Origin of the sequence: Caulobacter vibrioides (assembly GCF_002858865.1) — a bacterium.
Classification (GTDB): Bacteria; Pseudomonadota; Alphaproteobacteria; order Caulobacterales; family Caulobacteraceae; genus Caulobacter; species Caulobacter vibrioides.
Map to the genome: position 1 here is coordinate 166,012 of NZ_PJRR01000025.1, position 19,304 is coordinate 185,315.

Annotated in this window: 17 protein-coding genes and 1 pseudogene; 13 read left to right on the plus strand and 5 right to left on the minus strand. The window is 67.3% G+C overall.

What is annotated here, in order from left to right; genetic code table 11:
• The first annotated feature begins 261 nt into the window (after positions 1-261).
• From CVUC_RS19450 to CVUC_RS19470, 5 genes and pseudogenes are all read left to right on the plus strand, one after another.
• Positions 262-2,708 (plus strand): annotated as a pseudogene (locus CVUC_RS19450) (prolyl oligopeptidase family serine peptidase).
• Positions 2,709-2,876: 168 nt separating this feature from the next.
• Positions 2,877-4,949 (plus strand): hybrid sensor histidine kinase/response regulator, encoded by a 2,073-nt coding sequence (locus tag CVUC_RS19455; protein ID WP_096033948.1) that lies wholly within the window; start codon positions 2,877-2,879, stop codon positions 4,947-4,949.
• 93 nt (positions 4,950-5,042) lie between these two features.
• Complete coding sequence (locus tag CVUC_RS19460) at positions 5,043-6,041, plus strand: methionine ABC transporter ATP-binding protein (protein WP_010920519.1); 999 nt, start codon at positions 5,043-5,045, stop codon at positions 6,039-6,041.
• Positions 6,038-6,712, plus strand: coding sequence for a methionine ABC transporter permease (locus CVUC_RS19465; protein ID WP_096033947.1), 675 nt, complete (start codon positions 6,038-6,040; stop codon positions 6,710-6,712). Before CVUC_RS19460 ends, CVUC_RS19465 begins: the two co-directional genes overlap by 4 nt.
• Before the next feature lie 146 nt (positions 6,713-6,858).
• Positions 6,859-7,206, plus strand: a complete 348-nt coding sequence (locus CVUC_RS19470) for a hypothetical protein (protein ID WP_193343181.1) — start codon at positions 6,859-6,861, stop codon at positions 7,204-7,206.
• A gap of 3 nt (positions 7,207-7,209) precedes the next feature.
• Here CVUC_RS19470 and CVUC_RS19475 read toward each other — a convergent pair whose 3' ends face one another.
• Positions 7,210-7,458, minus strand: coding sequence for a hypothetical protein (locus tag CVUC_RS19475; protein WP_096033945.1), 249 nt, complete (start codon positions 7,456-7,458; stop codon positions 7,210-7,212).
• Between the two features lie 134 nt (positions 7,459-7,592).
• Between CVUC_RS19475 and CVUC_RS19485 the strand changes: the two genes are divergently transcribed.
• Complete coding sequence (locus tag CVUC_RS19485; RefSeq protein ID WP_164468282.1) at positions 7,593-8,405, plus strand: MetQ/NlpA family ABC transporter substrate-binding protein; 813 nt, start codon at positions 7,593-7,595, stop codon at positions 8,403-8,405.
• Positions 8,406-8,619: 214 nt separating this feature from the next.
• Here CVUC_RS19485 and CVUC_RS19490 read toward each other — a convergent pair whose 3' ends face one another.
• Positions 8,620-9,636: a hypothetical protein gene (locus CVUC_RS19490; protein ID WP_164468183.1), complete on the minus strand. Its 1,017-nt coding sequence runs from the start codon at positions 9,634-9,636 to the stop codon at positions 8,620-8,622.
• Between the two features lie 75 nt (positions 9,637-9,711).
• Between CVUC_RS19490 and CVUC_RS19495 the strand changes: the two genes are divergently transcribed.
• The 5 genes from CVUC_RS19495 (at position 9,712) to CVUC_RS19515 (ending at position 15,428) form a co-directional block, all read left to right on the plus strand.
• Positions 9,712-10,353: a TetR/AcrR family transcriptional regulator gene (locus tag CVUC_RS19495; protein WP_096034803.1), complete on the plus strand. Its 642-nt coding sequence runs from the start codon at positions 9,712-9,714 to the stop codon at positions 10,351-10,353.
• 358 nt (positions 10,354-10,711) lie between these two features.
• Entirely contained in the window at positions 10,712-11,428 is a 717-nt protein-coding gene (locus CVUC_RS19500) for a GntR family transcriptional regulator (protein WP_096033943.1), read from the plus strand.
• Between the two features lie 171 nt (positions 11,429-11,599).
• Positions 11,600-14,008 (plus strand): TonB-dependent siderophore receptor, encoded by a 2,409-nt coding sequence (locus tag CVUC_RS19505; RefSeq protein ID WP_096033942.1) that lies wholly within the window; start codon positions 11,600-11,602, stop codon positions 14,006-14,008.
• On the plus strand, positions 14,008-14,160 hold the full coding sequence (locus tag CVUC_RS19510) for a hypothetical protein (RefSeq protein WP_024265828.1): 153 nt from the start codon (positions 14,008-14,010) through the stop codon (positions 14,158-14,160). The genes CVUC_RS19505 and CVUC_RS19510 overlap by 1 nt, the downstream gene beginning before the upstream one ends.
• On the plus strand, positions 14,157-15,428 hold the full coding sequence (locus CVUC_RS19515; RefSeq protein WP_096033941.1) for a CynX/NimT family MFS transporter: 1,272 nt from the start codon (positions 14,157-14,159) through the stop codon (positions 15,426-15,428). The genes CVUC_RS19510 and CVUC_RS19515 overlap by 4 nt, the downstream gene beginning before the upstream one ends.
• 180 nt (positions 15,429-15,608) lie before the next feature.
• On the opposite strand, the gene CVUC_RS19520 is transcribed toward CVUC_RS19515, so the two are convergent.
• Together CVUC_RS19520 and CVUC_RS19525 are read right to left on the minus strand one after the other, a co-directional pair.
• Entirely contained in the window at positions 15,609-16,301 is a 693-nt protein-coding gene (locus tag CVUC_RS19520) for a TorF family putative porin (RefSeq protein WP_010920508.1), read from the minus strand.
• Positions 16,302-16,546: 245 nt separating this feature from the next.
• Entirely contained in the window at positions 16,547-17,368 is an 822-nt protein-coding gene (locus tag CVUC_RS19525) for an SDR family NAD(P)-dependent oxidoreductase (protein WP_164468181.1), read from the minus strand.
• Between the two features lie 68 nt (positions 17,369-17,436).
• On the opposite strand from CVUC_RS19525, the gene queF reads away from it, so the two are divergent.
• Positions 17,437-17,892 carry a preQ(1) synthase gene (gene queF, locus CVUC_RS19530; RefSeq protein ID WP_010920506.1) on the plus strand — a complete coding sequence of 152 codons (456 nt, stop codon included), beginning with the start codon at positions 17,437-17,439 and terminating at the stop codon, positions 17,890-17,892.
• A gap of 9 nt (positions 17,893-17,901) precedes the next feature.
• Here the strand turns inward: queF and CVUC_RS19535 are convergent, their stop codons facing one another.
• Entirely contained in the window at positions 17,902-18,516 is a 615-nt protein-coding gene (locus CVUC_RS19535; RefSeq protein WP_096033939.1) for a nitroreductase family protein, read from the minus strand.
• A 4-nt stretch (positions 18,517-18,520) separates the two neighbouring features.
• Between CVUC_RS19535 and CVUC_RS19540 the strand changes: the two genes are divergently transcribed.
• The gene (locus tag CVUC_RS19540; RefSeq protein ID WP_096033938.1) at positions 18,521-19,237 is read left to right on the plus strand and encodes an NUDIX domain-containing protein; all 717 of its coding nucleotides are present in this window, start codon (positions 18,521-18,523) and stop codon (positions 19,235-19,237) included.
• Positions 19,238-19,304 lie beyond the last annotated feature (67 nt).

Below are 19,304 nucleotides of genomic sequence, written 5' to 3' on the forward strand. Positions count from 1 at the left end.
CCCAGAGGGGGGGAGAGATACGAAGCTTTTTCACCCGCGTGATTCCGGCGGGGCCGGCGCTGGTGGCCGATAACATTTCCCGCTGGAAACGATGTGGCGTCGAGGAAATCGAAATTCGCGCCTGGCGGCAAAAAAACGTGCGTGAGCGGCGTGTTTCGGGCTTCTGCGCGGCCAAAAACAGTTCCCTCTCGGCTCTTGTCCGCATAATCATGCCCTTCGATTGACGCGCCGGATCAGGCGCGCGCTTCAGGTGAGGGCCCCATGTTCCAGACGTCTTTCCGGCGCCGCGCGATCGCGCTGGCCGCCTCGGTCGCCTTCGCGGCTTTGTCCTCCGGCGCGGCGCTGGCCGCCGACGGCTATCAGGCGCCGCCCGCGCCGATCGCGCAGATTCTCGACGCCGCCCCGACGCCCAGCATCGCCGTCAGCCCCGACCGCAAGATCCTGGCGCAGCTGGGCCGCGAGAACCTGCCGTCGATCGCCGCCGTGTCCGAGCCGATCCTGCGGCTGGGCGGCTATCGCCTCAATCCGCGGAATAACGGCCCGATCGAGGCCCGTTCGGCCTGGATGAACGCCCTGTCGTGACCGGTAAGACGCGGGCCGTGGCCCTGCCGGCCGGCGCGCGCTTCCTGGCGCCCAGCTGGTCGCCGGACGGCGGCAAGATGGCCTTCATCATGGACGGCAAGCAGAGCCTGGAGCTTTGGGTCGTGGACGCGAAGGCCGCCACGGCGCGCAAGGCCTCGGACATCGCTATCAGCGGCGTGTTCGGCGCGGGCTATGACTGGCTGCCGGACGGCTCGGGCTTCCTGGTTCAGGCCGTACCCACCGGGCGCGGCGCCCCGCCGGTCAAGGACCTGACGCCGAGCGGCCCGACCATCCAGGAGTCCAAGGGCCGCACGGCCGCCATCCGCACCTATCAGGACCTCCTGACCAACGCCCATGACGAGGCGCTGTTCGACTATTACTTCACCGCGCAGCTGACCCGCGTGGACCTGGCCGACGGCAAGGCGACGGCGGTGGGCAAGCCGGGGGTTATCTCGAGCTTCAGCGTCTCGCCGGACGGCCAGTATGTGCTGACCAACCGCTTGAAGCGCCCCTACAGCTACCTCGTCCCCGCCGGCCAGTTCCCGACCGAGATCGCGGTCTCGACGATCGGCGGCCAGCCGGTGAAGACCCTGGTGGATCGTCCGCTGGCCGACAACCTGCCGCCCGCCTTCGACGCCGTGCCGACCGGCGTGCGCTCGGTCTCGTGGCGCGCTGACGCCCCGGCCACCCTGGTCTGGGCCGAGGCCCAGGACGGCGGCGACCCGCGCAAGAAGGTGGCGATCCACGACAGCGTCTTCATGCAGGCCGCGCCGTTCGATGGGACGCCGACCAAGCTGATCGACCTGGAGCAGCGCTATCGCGGCGTCGAATGGGGGCGGGGCGACGTGGCCTTGCTCACCAGCCGCTGGTGGCAGACCCGCAACCAGAAGCTCATCCTGATCGACCCCTCCAAGCCGGGGACCGGCCGGGTGATCGTCGATCGCAACTATCAGGACCGCTACAATGATCCGGGCCGCGCGGTGACCCGCCGTGACGCGCGCGGCGAGGACCTGCTGCACTTCACCCCGGACGGCAAGTCGGTGTTCGTGGTCGGGGACGGCGCCTCGGCCAAGGGCGAGTTCCCGTTCGTGGGCCGCATGTCGCTGGCCGACGGCAAGGTGACCAAGCTCTGGCAGGCCCAGGCCCCGTACTACCAGGTCCCGGTCGCCCTGGCCGACGAGGCCGGCAAGACGGTGATCACCCGCCGTGAGAGCGCCAAGGAACAGCCCAACTTCTACATCCACGCCGTCGCGCCGGGCGCCAAGGCCAAGGCCCTGACCAGCTTCCCCGACCGCGCGCCGCAGTTCGCGGGCGTCACCAAGCAGACCATCACCTACAAGCGCGCCGACGGTGTGACCCTGTCGGGCGTGCTCTACCTGCCGCCGGGCTATGACAAGACCAAGGACGGCCCGCTGCCGCTGTTGATGTGGGCCTATCCGGCCGAGTTCACTGACGCGGCCGTGGCCAGCCAGACGGTGGACGAGGGCAACCGCTTCACCCGTCCGGGCGGCTCCAGCCACCTGTTCCTGCTGACCCAGGGCTACGCCATCCTCGACAATCCGGCGTTCCCGATCATCGGCCAGAACGGCGCTGAGCCCAACGACACCTATATCGAGCAGCTGACCGCCGACGCTAAGGCCGCCGTGGACGCGGTGGTGGCCATGGGTGTGGCTGATCGTGACCGGATCGCCGTGGGCGGCCACAGCTATGGCGCGTTCATGACCGCCAACCTGCTGGCTCACACGCGCCTGTTCCGGGCCGGCATCGCCCGCTCGGGCGCCTATAACCGCACCCTGACGCCGTTCGGCTTCCAGGCCGAGCAGCGCACCTACTGGGAGGCGACCGACACCTATACGAAGATGAGCCCGTTCACCTACGCCCCGAACATCAAGGACCCGATCCTGTTGATCCACGGCGAGGCCGACGACAATTCGGGCACCTTCCCGGTGCAGAGCGAGCGCTTCTATGCGGCGCTGAAGGGGGCGGGGGCGACGGTGCGCTACGTGACCCTGCCCAACGAAGCCCACGGCTATCGCGCGCGGGAGTCCACCGGCCACACCCTGTGGGAAATGGCCCAGTGGATGGACAAGTACGTGAAGAACGCGCCCAAGCGCGACGCCAAGTAAGACAGGCGTCGCCGACCGCGTCTGACGGGGCTGATTGAACAGAGGGTGAGGAGGCGGCCGCCGGCCGTCTCCGCGCCGTTGTGTCGCGGCCCTGCAGCGGCTTAGTGTGTCTGATCCGATCGCCCGATTGCGCCGCCCGTGGCAAGGTCAGGTCCGGGAGACGCCGCCATGAGAAGAACGACCGCCCACCGCGCCTTTCGGCGGACGATGAATCTCATCGCCGGTGGCAAGCCCCTCGCGTCGGCCCTGAAGGCTATCGTGCAGGCCGTGGAGGCCGAGGATCCCACGATCCTCTGCGGCATCCTACTGCTCGACGCTGATCGCCGTCGTCTGCTGATGGGCGCGGCGCCCAGTCTGCCGACCTTCTACAATCAGGCGATCGAAGGCGTGGAGATCGGCCCCTCGGTCGGCTCCTGCGGCACGGCGGCCTATCTGGGGCGGCGCGTGATGGTCGATGACATCCAGTCGAGCCCGCTCTGGGTCGGCTATCAGGAGTTGGCGGCGCAAGCGGGCCTGGCCGCCTGCTGGTCCGAGCCGATCAAGACGTCCGACGGTGCGGTGGCCGGGACCTTCGCGATCTATCACCGCGAGGTCAGCAAGCCGAACAAGGAAGACATCGCCTTCATCGAGGCCGCTGCGCAACTGGCCGCGTTCGCGATCGATCGGCGGCGCGCGGAGGAGGAGCTGGCGGCCAGCGAGGCGCGGGCGCGGCTGTTGGCCGAACAGGCGCTCGAGACATCGCGGAACCTGTCGAACTTTTTCGATGTTTCGGCGGACCTGCTGAGTATCAGCAACATGCAGGGCCGGTTCGTGAAGGTGAACCGAGCCTGGGAGACGGCGCTGGGCTATCCGATCGAGGCCTTGGAGGGCGTACCGTTCCTGCCGTTGCTGCACCCGGAAGATCTGCAGAGCACACGCGTCCAGATCAACCGGATCGAAGTCGACGATGAGGTCAATGGCTTTGTGAACCGCTATCGACGCGCGGACGGCTCGTACTGCCAGCTGGAATGGCGCGCCCGTCGCTGCGACGACCTGGTGTTCGGTGTCGCCCGCGACGTCACCGAGCGGCTGCGAATCCAGGCCGAGATGGCCGAGGCCCGCGACGCCGCCGAGGCGGCCAACCGGGCCAAGAATGACTTCCTGGCCAATATGAGCCACGAGATCCGCACGCCTTTGAACGGCGTCATCGCCCTGGCCGCCGCGCTGGACGAAACGCCGCTGACGAGCAAACAGGCTGAGATGGTCGCCATGATCCGCCGCTCGGGCGAGACCCTGGAGCGGCTGGTGTCGGATATCCTGGATGTCTCCAAGATCGAGGCGGGCCAGATGACCCTCCAGCCGCAGGCCTTCGACCTGGGCGCCTTGGTGGACGGGCTCCTGGATGTCACACGGCTGCGGGCCAAGGAAAAGGGCGTGGCGGTTCGTCTTGAGCGCAGCCCAACCGCGGCGGGCGGCTTCCTGGGCGACAGCGTGCGGATCGGCCAGGTGCTGAGCAATCTGTTCTCCAACGCCGTGAAGTTCACCGACCAGGGCGAGGTGATCGTTCGCGTCGACGTGGAAGAGGCCGGCAATGGCGAGGCGGCGCGCCTTTTCGTCGAGGTCGAGGACACGGGGGTCGGTTTCGACGCCGAGAAGGCCGAGATGATCTTCCAGCGCTTTAACCAGGCCGACAGCACCATTACGCGCCGGTTTGGCGGCTCGGGTCTGGGCCTGTCGATCAGCAAGACCCTGGTCGAGATGATGGGCGGCGAGATCACGGCCCAGTCCAGTCCCGGCGCGGGCAGCCTGTTCAGGGTGACCCTGCCGTTGAGCCGCACGCAGATGGGTCCGGACGCCGAGATCGACGCGCCCCGTTCGGCGGCGCCGGGCGAAGGACTCAAGGTGCTGCTGGCCGAGGATCACCCGATCAACCAGCGCGTGGTCCAGCTGATCCTCGAGCCGTGCGGCGCGGCCGTGACGGTGGTTGAGAACGGCGCCCAGGCCGTTGAGGCCATGGCGTCCGGAGCCTTCGACGTGGTGCTGATGGACATGCAGATGCCGGTGATGGACGGCTTGGCCGCAACCCGCGCGATCCGGGCGCGGGAAGGGGAGGGCCAGCGCACACCGATCATCATGCTCAGCGCCAACGCCATGGACGTCCATCGCAGGGAGGCGCTGCAGGCCGGGGCCGATCTGCATGTGCCCAAGCCGATCACAATCGCGGCGCTTCTGGACAGCATCGGCCAGGTGATGGCGCGCTGATCCGGCGGTTTCCCTTCACCTTTTCGCGGCGAGCGCCTAAATCGAGCGCCTCGCGGCTCCGGGCCGCCCGCAACCCTGCTTGGACTAGGCCGCGTGATCACCTTTCAGGACGTCTCTAAAACCTACGCTCAGGGCGGTCACCCCGCGCTCAGCGGGGTCTCGCTGTCAGTGAAGGCCGGCGAGGTCTTCGGCGTGATCGGCGCTTCGGGCGCAGGCAAGTCCACCCTGATCCGGCTGATCAACGGCCTTGAGACCCCGAGCGCAGGCCAGGTGATCGTCGACGGCGACGATGTGGCCGCCCTGGGCGTGGCGGGCCTGCGGGCTCTGCGCCGCCGGGTCGGGATGATCTTCCAGCACTTCAACCTGCTGTCGGGCAAGACGGTCGCCCAGAACGTCGCCTTCCCGCTGAAGCTGGCCGGGCGGCCCGCCGCCGAGGTCAAGGCGCGCACGGCCGAACTGCTCGAACGCGTCGGCCTGTCGGCCCACGCCGGCAAGTATCCGGCCCAGCTGTCGGGTGGCCAGAAGCAGCGCGTCGGCATCGCCCGCGCCCTGGCCACCAATCCCAAGGTGCTGCTGTGCGACGAGGCCACCAGCGCGCTGGACCCCGAGACGACCGAACAGATCCTCGACCTGATCGCGGGCCTGAACCGCGAGCTTGGCCTGACCATCGTTCTGATCACTCACGAGATGGACGTGGTCCGCCGCGTCTGTGATCGCGTGGCGGTGCTCGACGCCGGCCGCGTGGTGGAAGAGGGCGCCGTGGAAGAGGTGTTCCTGCATCCGGCCAGCGACACGGCCCGCCGTTTCGTGCGCGAGGCCGAGGGCGATGTGACTGCCGCGCCGGGCGTCGGCGGGCGCGTGGTGCGCCTGACCTTCAAGGGCGAGGCGACCTACAAGCCGGTGCTGGGCGAGGTGGCCCGCGCCACCGGCGTTGACTATTCGATCCTGGGCGGCCGCATCCATCGCCTGCGCGAGACGCCCTATGGCCAGCTGACCCTGGCGCTGACGGGCGGCGATGTCGCCGCCGCCATCGCCCAGTTCCAGGCCGCCGGCGTGCGCGTGGATGCGCTTTCCGGGGAGACCGCCCAATGAGCGCCTCGACCATGACCTTCGCCAATGTCGACTGGAGCGAGATCGGCCAGGCCACGCTCGACACCCTGGCCATGCTGGGCGGCTCGATGGTGCTGACCGTGGCGGTGGGCCTGCCGCTGGGCGTGATCCTGTTCCTGACCGGCAAGGGCCAGATGCTGGAGAACCGCCTGGCCAATGGCACGCTGTCGCTGCTGGTCAACATCCTGCGCTCGGTGCCGTTTGTGATCTTGCTGATCGTGATGATCCCGCTGACCGTGGCGCTGGTCGGCACCTCGCTGGGCGTGGCCGGGGCGATCCCGCCGCTGGTGGCGGGCGCCGCGCCGTTCTTCGCGCGCCTCGTGGAGACCGCCCTGCGCGAGGTCGACAAGGGCGTCATCGAGGCCAGCTTCGCCATGGGCGCCAAGCGGCGTCAGGTGGTGCTGGGCGCGCTGCTGCCCGAGGCGCTGCCGGGCCTGGTCGCCGCCGCGACGGTGACGGCTGTGGCGCTGGTCTCCTACACCGCCATGGCCGGCGTGGTCGGGGCCGGCGGCCTGGGCGATCTGGCCATCCGCTTTGGCTATCAGCGCTTCCAGACCGACGTCATGGTCGTGACCGTGGTGCTGATGCTGGTGCTGGTGCAGGTGCTGCAGATGATCGGCGATGCGGTGGTGCGGAAGGTGTCGCGTCGGTAACGCGGTGCGTCCTTCGAGGCGCGCTCACGAGCGCGCACCTCAGGATGAGGAACACTCCGCACTGTAGCCCTCATCCTGAGGCGCCCGCGTCGCGGGCCTCGAAGGACGCAGGGCGCTGTAGGTTTAAGGTGGAAGGCAGGACAAACTTGACGGAACACGCTCATACCGATTCCCACTGGGACGCCGCCTTCGCCGCGACCCTGCTGGGCAAGACCCTGCTGATGAACCTGACCTTCCTCGACGACGAGGGCGAGGTGCTGGAGCGACAGCAGTTCTTCGGCGTGGTGATCGACGCCACAGAGCACGAGGGCATCGTGCTGGACCTGTTGGGCGAGCACGACGGCGACACCTACACCCTGCCGCCCCAGACCTCGGCGATCCAGAAGGCCGAGGCGGGCGTGACCAGCCTCGCGGGCGACAAGCCCGACTTCGTCGCCAGCTGGATCATCCATGGCGCGCCAGAGGTCGCCAACGACCTGGACGAGGAAATCTAGGGTTCAGGCCTGGTCGAACGGGAAGGGCAGGCGGCCGGCCTTGAACAGGATGTCGGGGTTTTCGTCATAGTCGCCCAGCTCGACATCGGCCGTGGCCGAGAACGCGACGACGCCTTCGCGCAGCGGCGCCAGCCGTTCGGCCTTGCGCCGCGCCTCCTCGGCGGTCTTGCAGCCGATCTGCTGTTCGGCCTTCAACCCCTTGCCGCGTCGGGCGACATAGGCTTGCACGATGTGGACGGTTTCTTTGGCCATCCCCATCCAGGCGACCTGTTTGGTCGTAACGTCAAGCGATCTCGGTGCAGGGGCTCGGGATCGTCTCAGGAAATCTGATTTCCCTCGCCATGCCCGAGCGGGCAAAACCCTATCGCCTAGATCGTCTTGTGGAGCTGTTCATGGTCGCCCGCCGCGCTGTTCTCGTCCTCGGCCTCGCCGCCATGTCTGTCGCGGCGTGTGGCCCGAAGGCGCCCAAGGCCAGCGATCCCAACACCCTGACCGTCGCGGCCACCGCCGTGCCGCACGCCGAGGTGCTGGAGTTCATCAAGCCCAAGCTGGCGCAGCAGGGCCTGACCCTCGAGATCAAGGTGTTCAACGACTACGTCCAGCCCAACACCCAGGTCGCCGAAAAGCGCATTGATGTCAGCTACTTCCAGACCCTGCCGTATCTGGAGAGCTTCAATCGCGACAAGGGCACCAACCTGATCCCGCTGCAGGGCGTCCATGTCGAGCCGATCGGGACCTATTCGGCCAAGTGGAAGTCGATCGCCGAGGTTCCGAACGGCGCCACCATCGCGATCCCGAACGACGCCTCGACCGAAGGCCGCGCCCTGATCCTGCTGGCCAAGAACGGCGTCATCGCCATCAAGGACCCCAAGAACCCGCTGACCAGCCTGCGCGACATCACCAGCAACCCGAAGAACCTGAAGTTCAAGGAGCTGGAGGCGCCGGCCCTGCCGCGGGTGCTGAACCAGGTCGATCTGGCGGTGATCAACACCAACTACGCCCTGGACGCCAAGCTGAACCCCAGCAAGGACGCCCTGATCATCGAGGACAAGACCAGCCCGTACGTGAACTATCTGGTCGGCCGTCCAGACAACAAGGACGACCCGCGTGTGAAGAAGCTGGCCGCCGCCCTGACCACCCCGGAGGTCAAGGCGTTCATCGAGCAGAAGTACGCGGGCGCGGTGGTGCCGGCGTTCTGAGGAAGCGGAATCCTCCCCCTAGCGGGGGCGGCGGACCATGCTCCCTCTCCCATAGGGAGAGGGGTGCACGTCTCCTCAGGGCGGAAGGCCCGCGCATTTTCGTTTTCCCCCTCTGGGGGAGGAGCGCGCAAGTGAAGGCCGCCATGGCTTGTGAGCAGTCTTCGGTGTCGCCGCCGACGGCATACCGATCTCAGCCTGATCACCGGCGCCCCTGTCACACTATCCTGAACACCTTGGCGATCATGGGCGCGTCGACGATCACATGGGGGGCGACCGCGTGGTAGCCGAGGGCGTGCACCCAGGCGTTGCCGGTGCGAAGCGTCACATAGGCCTTGAACATGCCCGGGCCTGTATAGCTCACGAAGACGAAGAGCAGCGACAATGCGATGTCGCGCGGACTGGTGAAGAGCGACCAGCCTTCCACCAGATGCATCAGCGCGTAGGTCAGTCCGCCCAGGATGACGCTGAGCGCCATCGAGCCCGTCAGCTTCAGATAGCGGGGCAGCAGAATGGCGTAGATCAGCACCATGGTCGGCAGCACGGTGCCGAAGAAATACAGTAGGAAGGCGATCGGCGCCGCCTTCATGAAGGCCTCGGGGCTCATCTTGAAAACCCCCGGCATGGCCGCCAGCTGCACGGCGCTTTCCACGATCAGCACGGCGGCGATCACCAACCAGTCGCTGAGCCGGTTGGAGGAGATCAGATTGAGGTCCCGGTCCGTGTAGCGCCGACGGAACCAGAGGTAGGGAACAAGGGCGAAGGCAAAGAAGTTGTAACCCGCCCAAACCAGCGCCTCTCCGGGCGAGGCTAGGACCGAACAACCCACCAGGGTGCCGGCAATGTGGAAGCTGAAGGGCCGATAGCCCAAGGCCGGCCCAAGCAGCCACCCGCCCACCTGCGCCGCCATGGCGTAGGCCAGCAGGCCCAAGGTTTCCGCCCAGGCCCGACGGACCGCTGGAGCTCGCGCCGCCATGTCGACGGGCTCGCGCTTGCGGGTCAGCAGCCAGACCAGCCCCATCAGGGCCAGCTGCTCAATCAGGCCCAGTGTCGGCATCGCCATTTGGACCCCGAAGGGCGCACCCGCCATGTTCGGCCGGTCGAAGGGCAGGAAGCCGTTCGCCAGCTTCAGCACGGCCAGGTTCAACACCACCCATCCGACAATGCCTGCGGCGATCACAAGAAGAGTCGAGCGGTTGCGGGCGAGCGCCGGCGCCTGAAGGAAGGCCGTCATGAATTTCCCCATAAGTCTCTGGTTGGAGACTAAGTGGAATTTTGTCTCCGTCAAGAGACTTGCTATGAGGGGCCCATGGACAATCCCGCCGATGCGCCCCCAAAGGCTGCCAGACTTGCCCGAAACCGGCCGCACACCGAGGCGCGGCTGCGCGCAGCGACGGAGGCCTTGCTGGTCGAGGGCGGCTTTTCGGCTCTGACACCTTCGGCGATCGGCCGCCGCGCGGGCGTCGATAAGATGCTGATTTACCGCTACTTCGGCGACCTTCCGGGCCTGATCCGCGCCATCGCCTTCGCCCCTGACTTCTTCCCCACATTCGAGGACCATTGCGAAGGCGACACCGTGGAGGCCCTGCTGGCGCTGCCCGTCGGGGCCCGCGCCGCCCGCATCCTAGAGCGCAACGCCCGGGCGCTGCTCGCCCGGCCGGTGGTGCTGGAGCTGATGGTATGGGAACTGGTTGAGCGCAATGAGTTGACCGCCATAATGGAGGAGGCTCGCGAGCTGCTCGGCCTGCGGCTCATGGCCGAGCTGTTTCCTGATGTCGCCGACAAGACGCGCCTCAGCGCCGCCAGCGCCGTCCTGGCTGGGGGCATCGCCTATCTCGCCTTGCGCCGTCGCAAAATACGCTGGTTCAATGGACTAGATCTGAAGTCAGACGACGGCTGGACGCAGATCGCCGCCGCGATCGAGACCATGGCGAGCGGTCTGGAAACCTGAACCTGGAAGAGGACTGGCGTCTGAAGTCGGCCAGACCGGAAGGCCACTTCGGCTCCGCTCGACAAGGCGGCAAGGCGCAGCCCCCCGCTTAGGGTCGTAAGCAGCAAACGACACCTGCTCTGGAAGCGGACCTTCATGCATCCCATGGCATGGCGCGGACTGATCAGCTCGCGCGGCGCTGGCCATCCAGTGGGCTGGGATTCTGGACGTAGCGGCCGGAGGGGGGGAGCTGTCACGTCCCGGCCTCTTGTCTCTCCGTCGTCTCTTCGAGCCGACAGCTCTTCCTGGGAGCGAGGATCATCTGGCGCTGTCTGACATTTCACCCTACCTATCAGCGCCCGCCGCTCACGGATTCTCCATGGCCTCGCCGTCGCTGAAATCGCCCGCCGGACGTCGTCTGGTGCTGGATGTCGCCAATTCCTCGGGCCTGGAAGACTGGGCGCCCGAGCTGCAGAAGACCAAGGTCTATGAGCGCATCCTGCTGGACCTGATCCTGGGCGAACTGCCGGCCGGGGCTCGCTTGGACGAGCAGTCGCTGGCCGCGCACTACGACACCGGTCTGGCGGGCGTGCGCGACGCCCTTGGACGCCTGGCCCTGGAGGGGCTGATCATCCGCCGCGCCCGTTCGGGGACCACGGTCGCGCCGCTGGACCTGGTGGAGCTGCGCCAGGGTTATGAGGCGCGCGTGCTGATCGAGCCGCACTGTGCGCAACTGGCCGCCAGGAACGCCAGCAAGGCCGAGGCCCAGGCGATGTACGACGTCTTCGCCGACGGGGACGAGGCCTCGCGGACCTGCGATCTGCCGGCCCTGGTGGCGATGGACCTGCGCTTCCACGCCGCCGTCGCGCGCGCCTCGGGCAATCTGGCCCTGGCCCGCATTTTGATCCCGCTGCAGCACAAGGCCGCTCGCTTCTGGGTGTTCTCGTTCAACGGCGCGTCCGAACAGGAGCTGCTGGACGAGATCGAGGAGCATCGTCAGGTCGCGCGGGTCATCGCCAGCGGCGACGTCGAGGGCTCGCGGCGGGCGATGCTGCGGATTCTGGATGTCCAGCCCGAGGCCGGCGCTCGATCCTAGATCGTAGGCCTCCGCACCCGGTCCCAAGGGTCATCATTCCCTTTACGTAAGCTGCAGCATTCGGGTCACACCCTCATCATAATTCCCTCTGAAATGTCAGAAGGCATTTTGACGAAGGTCAAGACATCCCCAGATATCGAGCCGTGACCGCCGGGGCTCTTACCCGGCGCGGTGAAGGCTCGATCCATGTCGTCTCAGCGCATCCTTCTGTCCGCCAGCCTGCTGGCCCTGGCCGCCGCCTCGCCCGCCCTGGCCGACGCGCAGTTGTCCGACCGCGTCGATACGGTGGTGATCGTGGCGCGGGACAAGGCGGGCCTGCTGGAGAAACAGCCCAGCCAGACGGTGTTCGGGATCGACAAGCCTCTGATCGAGACCCCGCGCTCGGCCAGCCTGGTCAGCGACCTGACGCTGGAGCGCTATGGCGTTCTGACCCTGGACGCCGCCACCAAGGTCGCGCCCGGAACCCACACCGCCAGCTTCTATGGCGTGCCCGGTTCGCTGAACATTCGCGGCACCCTGGCCGAAAACTACTTCCGCGGCTTCAAGCGCGTCGAGAACCGGGGCACCTATTCGACCCCGATCGGCGGGGCGGCGCGGATCGAGATCCTGCGCGGTCCGCCGACGCCGGTTTATGGCGCGGGCAAGGTCGGCGGCCTGGTCAATTTCATCCCCAAGTCCGCCCGCGACGAAGGCCGGTTCCTGGCCGGACCGGAAGGGGAGGTCACCGCCACCGTCGGCAGCTACAACAAGAAGCTGCTCACCGCCCAGTTCGGGGCGCCGGTGAGCCTCGGCGGCGCTGAGGGCGGCGTCTATGTCTACGGCGAGGCCGAGGACAGCCACAGTTTCTACAAGGGCATCTATCCGCGTCACCAGACGCTGGAACTGTCGGCCGATTTCGATCTGGGCGAGGGCTGGAGCACCGCCTTTGGCGGCATGCTGTTCCGCTCTCGGGGCGACGTGCAGACGCCGGGCTGGAACCGCCTGACCCAGGACCTGATCGACAACCGCACCTACATCACCGGTCGCGACACCACGCTGAAGGACACTGACGGCAACGGCCGCCTGACGCCTAACGAGGTGGGCTTCTATCCCTTCGCCAGCGCGCTCTACATCCCGTACTACGGCTTCTTCAGCACCGACGCGGTCCATACGCTGGAAGTAGGGGTCGGCACGACGAAGCTGGACCGCCGCACGGTCTATATCAGCCCGGCCGACTTCTCGAAGACCGACACCCAGACGCTGTATTTCGACCTGGCCAAGGATCTGGGCGAGGATCGGGCGCTGAAGCTGCAGCTGTTCCACGATCGCCAGGACAACAAGCGTTACGTCTCTTATGGCTATCCGTCGGCGATCGACGCCGAGGTCAGCGAAGTCCGCCTGACCTACGCCTTCCCGACCACCCTCGGCGCGGCCAGCGCCCGCACCCTGGTCGGCGGCTCGCATCGGTGGTTCGAAGGACGCCGACGCGAAAGCTACAACAGCGGCATGATCGCCCTGGACCGCCGCGATATCAGCTTTGGCGCCACGCCGACCGACATCATCGACAGCCCCTTCGACGACGAGCCCGGCGGCGTGGGTCTGAAGTGGGAGAACGACAACCGCTCGACCTGGAAACAGACCGGCGCCTTCGTCACCTCCGACATCGACATCGGTCGGCTGAACCTGATCCTGGGCGGGCGCTGGGATCGCTACAGCGTCGAAAGCCAGGACACCGGCTTCCTCAGCTACACGGTCACAGGCCGCAAGACGGCCGATCGCAACAAGGCGACCTGGAACGCCAGCCTGACCTACAAGCTGCCGATCGGCCTGATGCCCTACGCCAGCTACGCCAAGGCCGCGGCGCTGGAGATGAGCCAGGGCGGCGACATCGCGCCGGGTCTGGTGGCCGACGGCTCGTGGCTGTCCAGCTCCGACCTCGCCGAGGCCGGGGTGAAGTTCCAGCTGCTGGGTGGGACCCTGATCGGTTCGCTGGCGGCCTATCGCCAGAACCGCACCCAGATCACCGGCGCCATCGCCCCGCCCACCGTGCAGGGCACGCGCGCCAAGGGCGTCGAGCTGGAGGTGCGCTGGCTGGCGTCCGAACGGCTGTCCTTCACCTTCGCCGGCAACAACCAGCGCACGACGATCAAGGGGCCGGACACCTCGTTCCAGTACATCCCGGCCTACACCGCCGGCGTGCCGGGGCCCCAGGCCTATGGCGGCTCGTATGTGGTCTGGAGCTTCGCCGGCCTGCCGGGGCGCAGCGGCGACTACGCCTACACCCTGACGCCGAAGTCGGTGCTCAGCCTCTACGGGACCTACACCAGCAAGGGGTATGACTGGGGGCAGGCCGGGGCGACGCTGGGCGCCAGCCATGTGGGGCGCACCTCGGGCACGGTGCAGAACGCCGTGCGCTATCCGGCCTATGAAGTGGTCAATGCGTCGGCTTTCGTCAGCCGGGGGCCTTACACTCTGTCGGTCAATGTCGATAACCTGTTCGACACCTTCTATTTCACCCCGGACGCCGACACCTACGCCAATCTCGGCGCCCTGCCCGGCAAGGGGCGCGAGTGGCGGGCCACCCTGAAGCGGACCTTTTGATGATTGAGCAACGCATCCTCCCTCGTGAAACGGGTGAGGGGGACCGCGAAGCGGTGGAGGGGGCGCAGCCGCTGGGGACGCCCCCTCCGTCACGCCGCGTCTTCGCGGCGCGCCACCTCCCCCGCCTTGCGGGTGAGGAGGGAGGCCGGTGACCGCGTCCCGCTTCCGCCCCTGGTTGCTGCTGGCGGCGTTCAGCCTGCTGCTGTTCTTGATCACCGCCTCGACCTACGGCTCGCTGGGCGTGGTTCTGCCGGCCATGATCGGCGAGTTGAACTGGAGCTTTGAGAAGGCGTTCCTGGGCTTTTCGGTGCTGGGCGTCTTCACCGGGGCGTCGTCCTGGTTGCCGGCGATCCTGATCCGGCGGATCGGGGTGCGGGGGACCTTGCTGGTGGGCGCTGTGGTGCTGGCCGGCGGATTCGTCGGCCTGGCCAACGCCGAGAGCTTGATCAGCTACTATGTGGGCGCGGCGGCGTGCGGCGTCGGCTTCCAGATGGCGGCCCTGATCCCGGGCACGCATGTGCTGTCGTCGCTGTTTCGCGAGCGCGCCCTGCCTTTTGGCCTCTACTTCACCTTCGGATCGCTGGGCGGCGCCGCCGGGCCGTGGATGGTGCTGAGCCTGATGCAGGCCAGCGGCGACGACTGGCGGGCTTTCTGGATCGTGCAGGCGGTCCTGGCGGCCGCCGTGGGCGGCCTATGCGCCCTGATGGTCGGCGGCTCCCAGTGGCTGGCGGCGGCCGCGCGAGAGGTCGATGTCGAGGTCGAGCAGGCGGCGCGACAGGCGCCCGCCAATGCGCGCGTCTATCGCACCGCGCACGAATGGACCGTCCGCCAGGCGCTGCGCACGCCGCAATTCTACATCCTGGTCGCCGCCTACTTCTCGCACCTGCTGGCCGGCGTGACGGTCGCCAGCGTATCGGTGTCGCACCTGACCGAGATCGGCGTCGCGGCGGGCGTGGCGGCCGTGGCGGCCGGCGCCCTGGCGGCCAAGATGCTGAGTCTCGAGGCCCTGATGCAGACCCTCGCACGCCTCGCAGGCGGCGCGCTGGGAGACCGGGTGGATCCGCGTTGGCTGCTGGTGTTCGCCCAGGCGATGCTGGTGATCGGCCTTCTGGCGTTGGCCAAGGCGGCGACGCCCGCCCTGATGCTGGTCTATGCGATCGGGACAGGGGTGGGCTTTGGCCTGACGGTGTTGGCCGTGACGGTGTTGCTGCTCAACTATTATGGCCGCCAGAGCAATCTGGAGCTGTTCTCGCTGACCTGTCTGGTTGGCGCGGTCTCAGCGGCAGGGCCGTTCATCGCAGGCGCCATGCGCGACCGACTGGGCAGCTTCGCCCCGACCTTTGAGCTCTTCGCCGCCGTCACGGCGGTGGTGTTCGTCGCGGTGCTGGCGATGCGGCCGCCGCGGACGCCGATCGCCTGACGCAGATACGAAAAAGCCGCCCCGGCGAACCGGGGCGGCTTCCATGTCTACCCTTAGAGCCTGTCTGGTTTAGATGGAACCATCTAAACCAGATAAACAGGCTCTAAAATCAAACAGTTAGAGCCCTCTCAAACGCTCTAGATGATCTCATCTAAAGCTAGAGGGCTCTAGGAAAGTCGCTTAGAAAGCGGCCTTCAGGCTGACGACCACGCGGCTGTCATAGATCTTGCCGAGGCCGTGCTCGCTGGTGTCGTGGTAACGCAGGTCAGCCGACAGCTTGTCGGTCAGGGCGTAGGCCAGACCCAGGTTCCAGGTGCTGTAGTCCTTGTAGTTCTTGATGCTCTGGTTGCCGACGGCGCCCGAGAGGGTCAGCTTGTCAGCGACCGGCATGGCGGCGTTGATCTCGACGTAGGTCGAGCTGCCGCCCTTGCCCGCATATTCCGGCGAGTAGAACACGGCCGCGCCGACGGTGGCCGGGCCGAAGGCGCGCGAGGCGGCGGCCTTCAGTTCGACGAAGCTGTACGAACCCGGGGTCAGGCCCTTGTCGTCGACATAGCCGTAGTACAGCACGCCCAGGTCGAACGAGGTGTCGCCGACGGTCGGCTTGATGCCGGCGTAGAAGTCGATTTCAGCCGTCGGATCATCCGCGCCGAAGTCGACGTTCGAAGCCCAGACGCCCGCGTAGCCGATGCCGTACGACAGATCGATGCCGCCCGAGATGGCCGGATCTTCCTGGGTTTGGCTCACGCCGCGGAACACGTAGTCGCTGGTGATGCCGAGGTTGTACGAGGCCTTCAGCTCTTGAGCCGAGGCGGCGCCCGCGAGGGCGACCGTGGCGACAGCGGCGGCCAGCGCGATCTTCATGGCTTTCATAACTCTATCCCCTTGTCTGTGTCGTCAGCCAGGTTGGTTCCCGGCCCCCGACAGCGCCTGTAAGCGCATTTGCGTCCCCGACTGATTAGTTGGAGGCACGTCCTTAAGTGCAATCGGGGGACGGTGAACGCCAGCGAGAAGGGCGCCTAGGGCTCAAACTTTGGGCGATGTGTGACGATTTTGCTGCAATCCAGGCGCTGCTTGGTCACATGCGCCTGAAAAGCGAATCCAGCTTGGCTGTGTCTTTACCGCATGGAAAGGCTTGCGCCGCCGAGGTGGAGCCCCCCGTCGACCAACAGGGTCTCGCCGGTGACATGCCGCGACGCAGGGGACGCCAGAAAGACGGCCGCGCCGGCGATGTCTTCGGCGGTGGAGGCGACCTTCAACGGTGTCGCCGCAGCCGCGCCGGCGCGAAGACGATCGATTCGCTCGGCGTCCATGGCCTTTTCGAACCACGGTGTGTCGATGAAGCCCGGGCAGACGGCGTTGACGCGAATGCGCGGCGCAAGCGCGCGGGCCAGCGACAACGTCATCGTGGTCATCGCGCCCTTGGAGGCGGCGTAGGGCACCGATGAGCCGTTGCCGACCACGCCGGCGATGGACGACGTATTCACGACCGCCCCCGGCGCCGGCGCTGCCTCCAGCAGCGACCGCGCGGCGCGGACCATCTGGAAGGCGCCGACGACGTTCACCGAATAGAGCCGCAGGAAATCCTCGGCGTTGACGGCGTCGAGATCGGCATGGTTCGGCGCGAACTTGGTCATGCCGGCGTTGTTGAACAGCGCATCGATGCGGCCCGAGGGGGCGGCGGCGGCCGCGATCTTGCGGCAATCCTCATCGCTGGACACGTCGCCCTGCGCCAAAACCGCCTTGGCGCCTTCGGCCTGGACGAGCCTTGCGGTCTCTTCGGCTTCCTCGGCGCTGCGGGCGAAGTTGATCACGACAAGGCCCGCGCCGCGCCGGGCGGTCTCCACGGCGATCGCCCGACCCAGCCCCGTGGAGCCGCCGGTGACCACCACGGTGAACCCTTCGAAGTCCCGTCCCAACATCGCGTCTCTCCCGAACATCTGTTTGCGACCTTGTAGCGGGGCGCCGCGCGCTTGTCTCGGGAGGCGCGGAGGCCTAAATCGCGCCGATGACCGATCTGAACGTCACCCAGCTGGGCCGCGTCGTCGACGCGCCCGAAAGCCCCGAGGCCGCCGTCCTTGAGCGCGTGCCCAATCCGCAGAGCGACGTGCTCTATCTGGCCCGCTTCGTCGCGCCGGAGTTCACCTCGCTGTGCCCCGTCACCGGCCAGCCTGATTTCGCGCACCTTGTCATCGACTATGCGCCGGGTGACTGGCTGATCGAGAGCAAGTCGCTGAAGCTCTATCTGACCAGCTTCCGCAATCACGGCTCGTTCCACGAGGACTGCACGGTCAAGGTGGCGCGCAAGATCGTCGAGATCGCGCAGCCGCGCTGGCTGCGGATCGGCGGCTACTGGTATCCGCGCGGCGGCATTCCGATCGACGTGTTCTGGCAGACCGGACCCGCGCCGGAAGGGCTATGGGTCCCGGATCAGGGCGTTGCGCCCTATCGCGGTCGGGGCTGAAGACCCCCGCTAGGCTGACCAGTAGCTGGTGATCGCCGCCACGTCGGGGCGCGGGCGCTCCTGCGGCTGCTCGGTGGTCGTGCCGAGATAGAGGTAGCCGGCCACCTGTTCGCCGTCCGCCAGGCCCAGGAGCGCGGTCGCGCGCGGGTCATAGCTGTACCAGTCGGTGATCCAGTTGGCGCCCCAGCCCAGGGCGGCGGCGGCCAGCAGCATCTGGTGGCACACCGCCGAGGCGCTCTGGCGCTGCTCCCACTCAGGGATTTCGCCCGGGATGTGACGCGAGATCACTGCGACACAGACCGGCGGGCGGGTCAGCTTGCGCAGCGCCGCCGTGGCCTTGGTCGGATTGGCCTGGCTGTCGGCGAGCGGGGCGATGCGTTCGGCGAAGGCGTCCTTGGCCTCGCCCGTCAGCACAATAAAGCGCCAGGGGGCCAGCTTGCCGTGATCGGGCACGCGCGCGGCGATCCGCAGGATTTCGCTCAACTGCTCGTCATTGGGACCCGGCGCGGTCAAGGTCATGGCGCTGGCCGAGCGGCGCTTGGCCAGGAAGGCCACAACCTCGGGCGCGGCCTCGATCGGCAGGGTCTGGCCAAACTCGGGGGCGGGGGGAACAGAACCGGCCAAGACGATGTCTCCGAAGCGTTGTAAGTCGCAGACCTATGGCCGCGAGGCGGCCGCGACAAGGCCTGTGGCCGCAGGGCGGCCTAGATGGGGGATCAGCGACTTGGCCGACGAACCGGACCGCAAGCCCGCCTGGCTCAGGCCGCATGGAAAGCCATGGGGCGTCTCGTCCAGCAAGGTCGTCTACGACAATCCGTGGATCACCCTGACCGAGTATCAGGCCATCGCGCCCACCGGGCGGCCGGCGCTGTACGGCAAGGTCGGCTTCAAGAACCAGGCGATCGGGATCGTGCCGCTGCACGACGACGGCACGGTGACGCTGGTCGGCCAGAACCGCTTTTCCCTGGCCAACTATAGCTGGGAGCTGCCCGAGGGCGGCGCACCGCACGGCGAGGACCCACTGGACGGCGCCAAGCGCGAGCTGGCCGAGGAGGTCAGACTGCAAGCCGCCGACTGGCGGCTGATCCTGCGCATGGAGCTCTCGAACTCCGTCACCGACGAGATCGCCTACGGCTTTCTGGCCATGGGTCTGTCGCCCACCGCGGGCGAGCCGGACGAGACCGAGGACTTCGCCGTCGCACGGGTGCCGTTCCGCGAGGCGCTGGACGCGGCGACCGCAGGCCATATGCCCGACGCAATTACAGTGGCGTTGTTGCTGAGAACGCACCATATGGCGGTGCGAGGCGAACTGCCGGCCGATCTGGCCGCTTTGATCCTCGCATAAGGCGTCGTTCGTTGGCCTAGAGCATTTTCAAACAGGATGCGCTATGCTGGCCTCGCGCCTGGGAAGG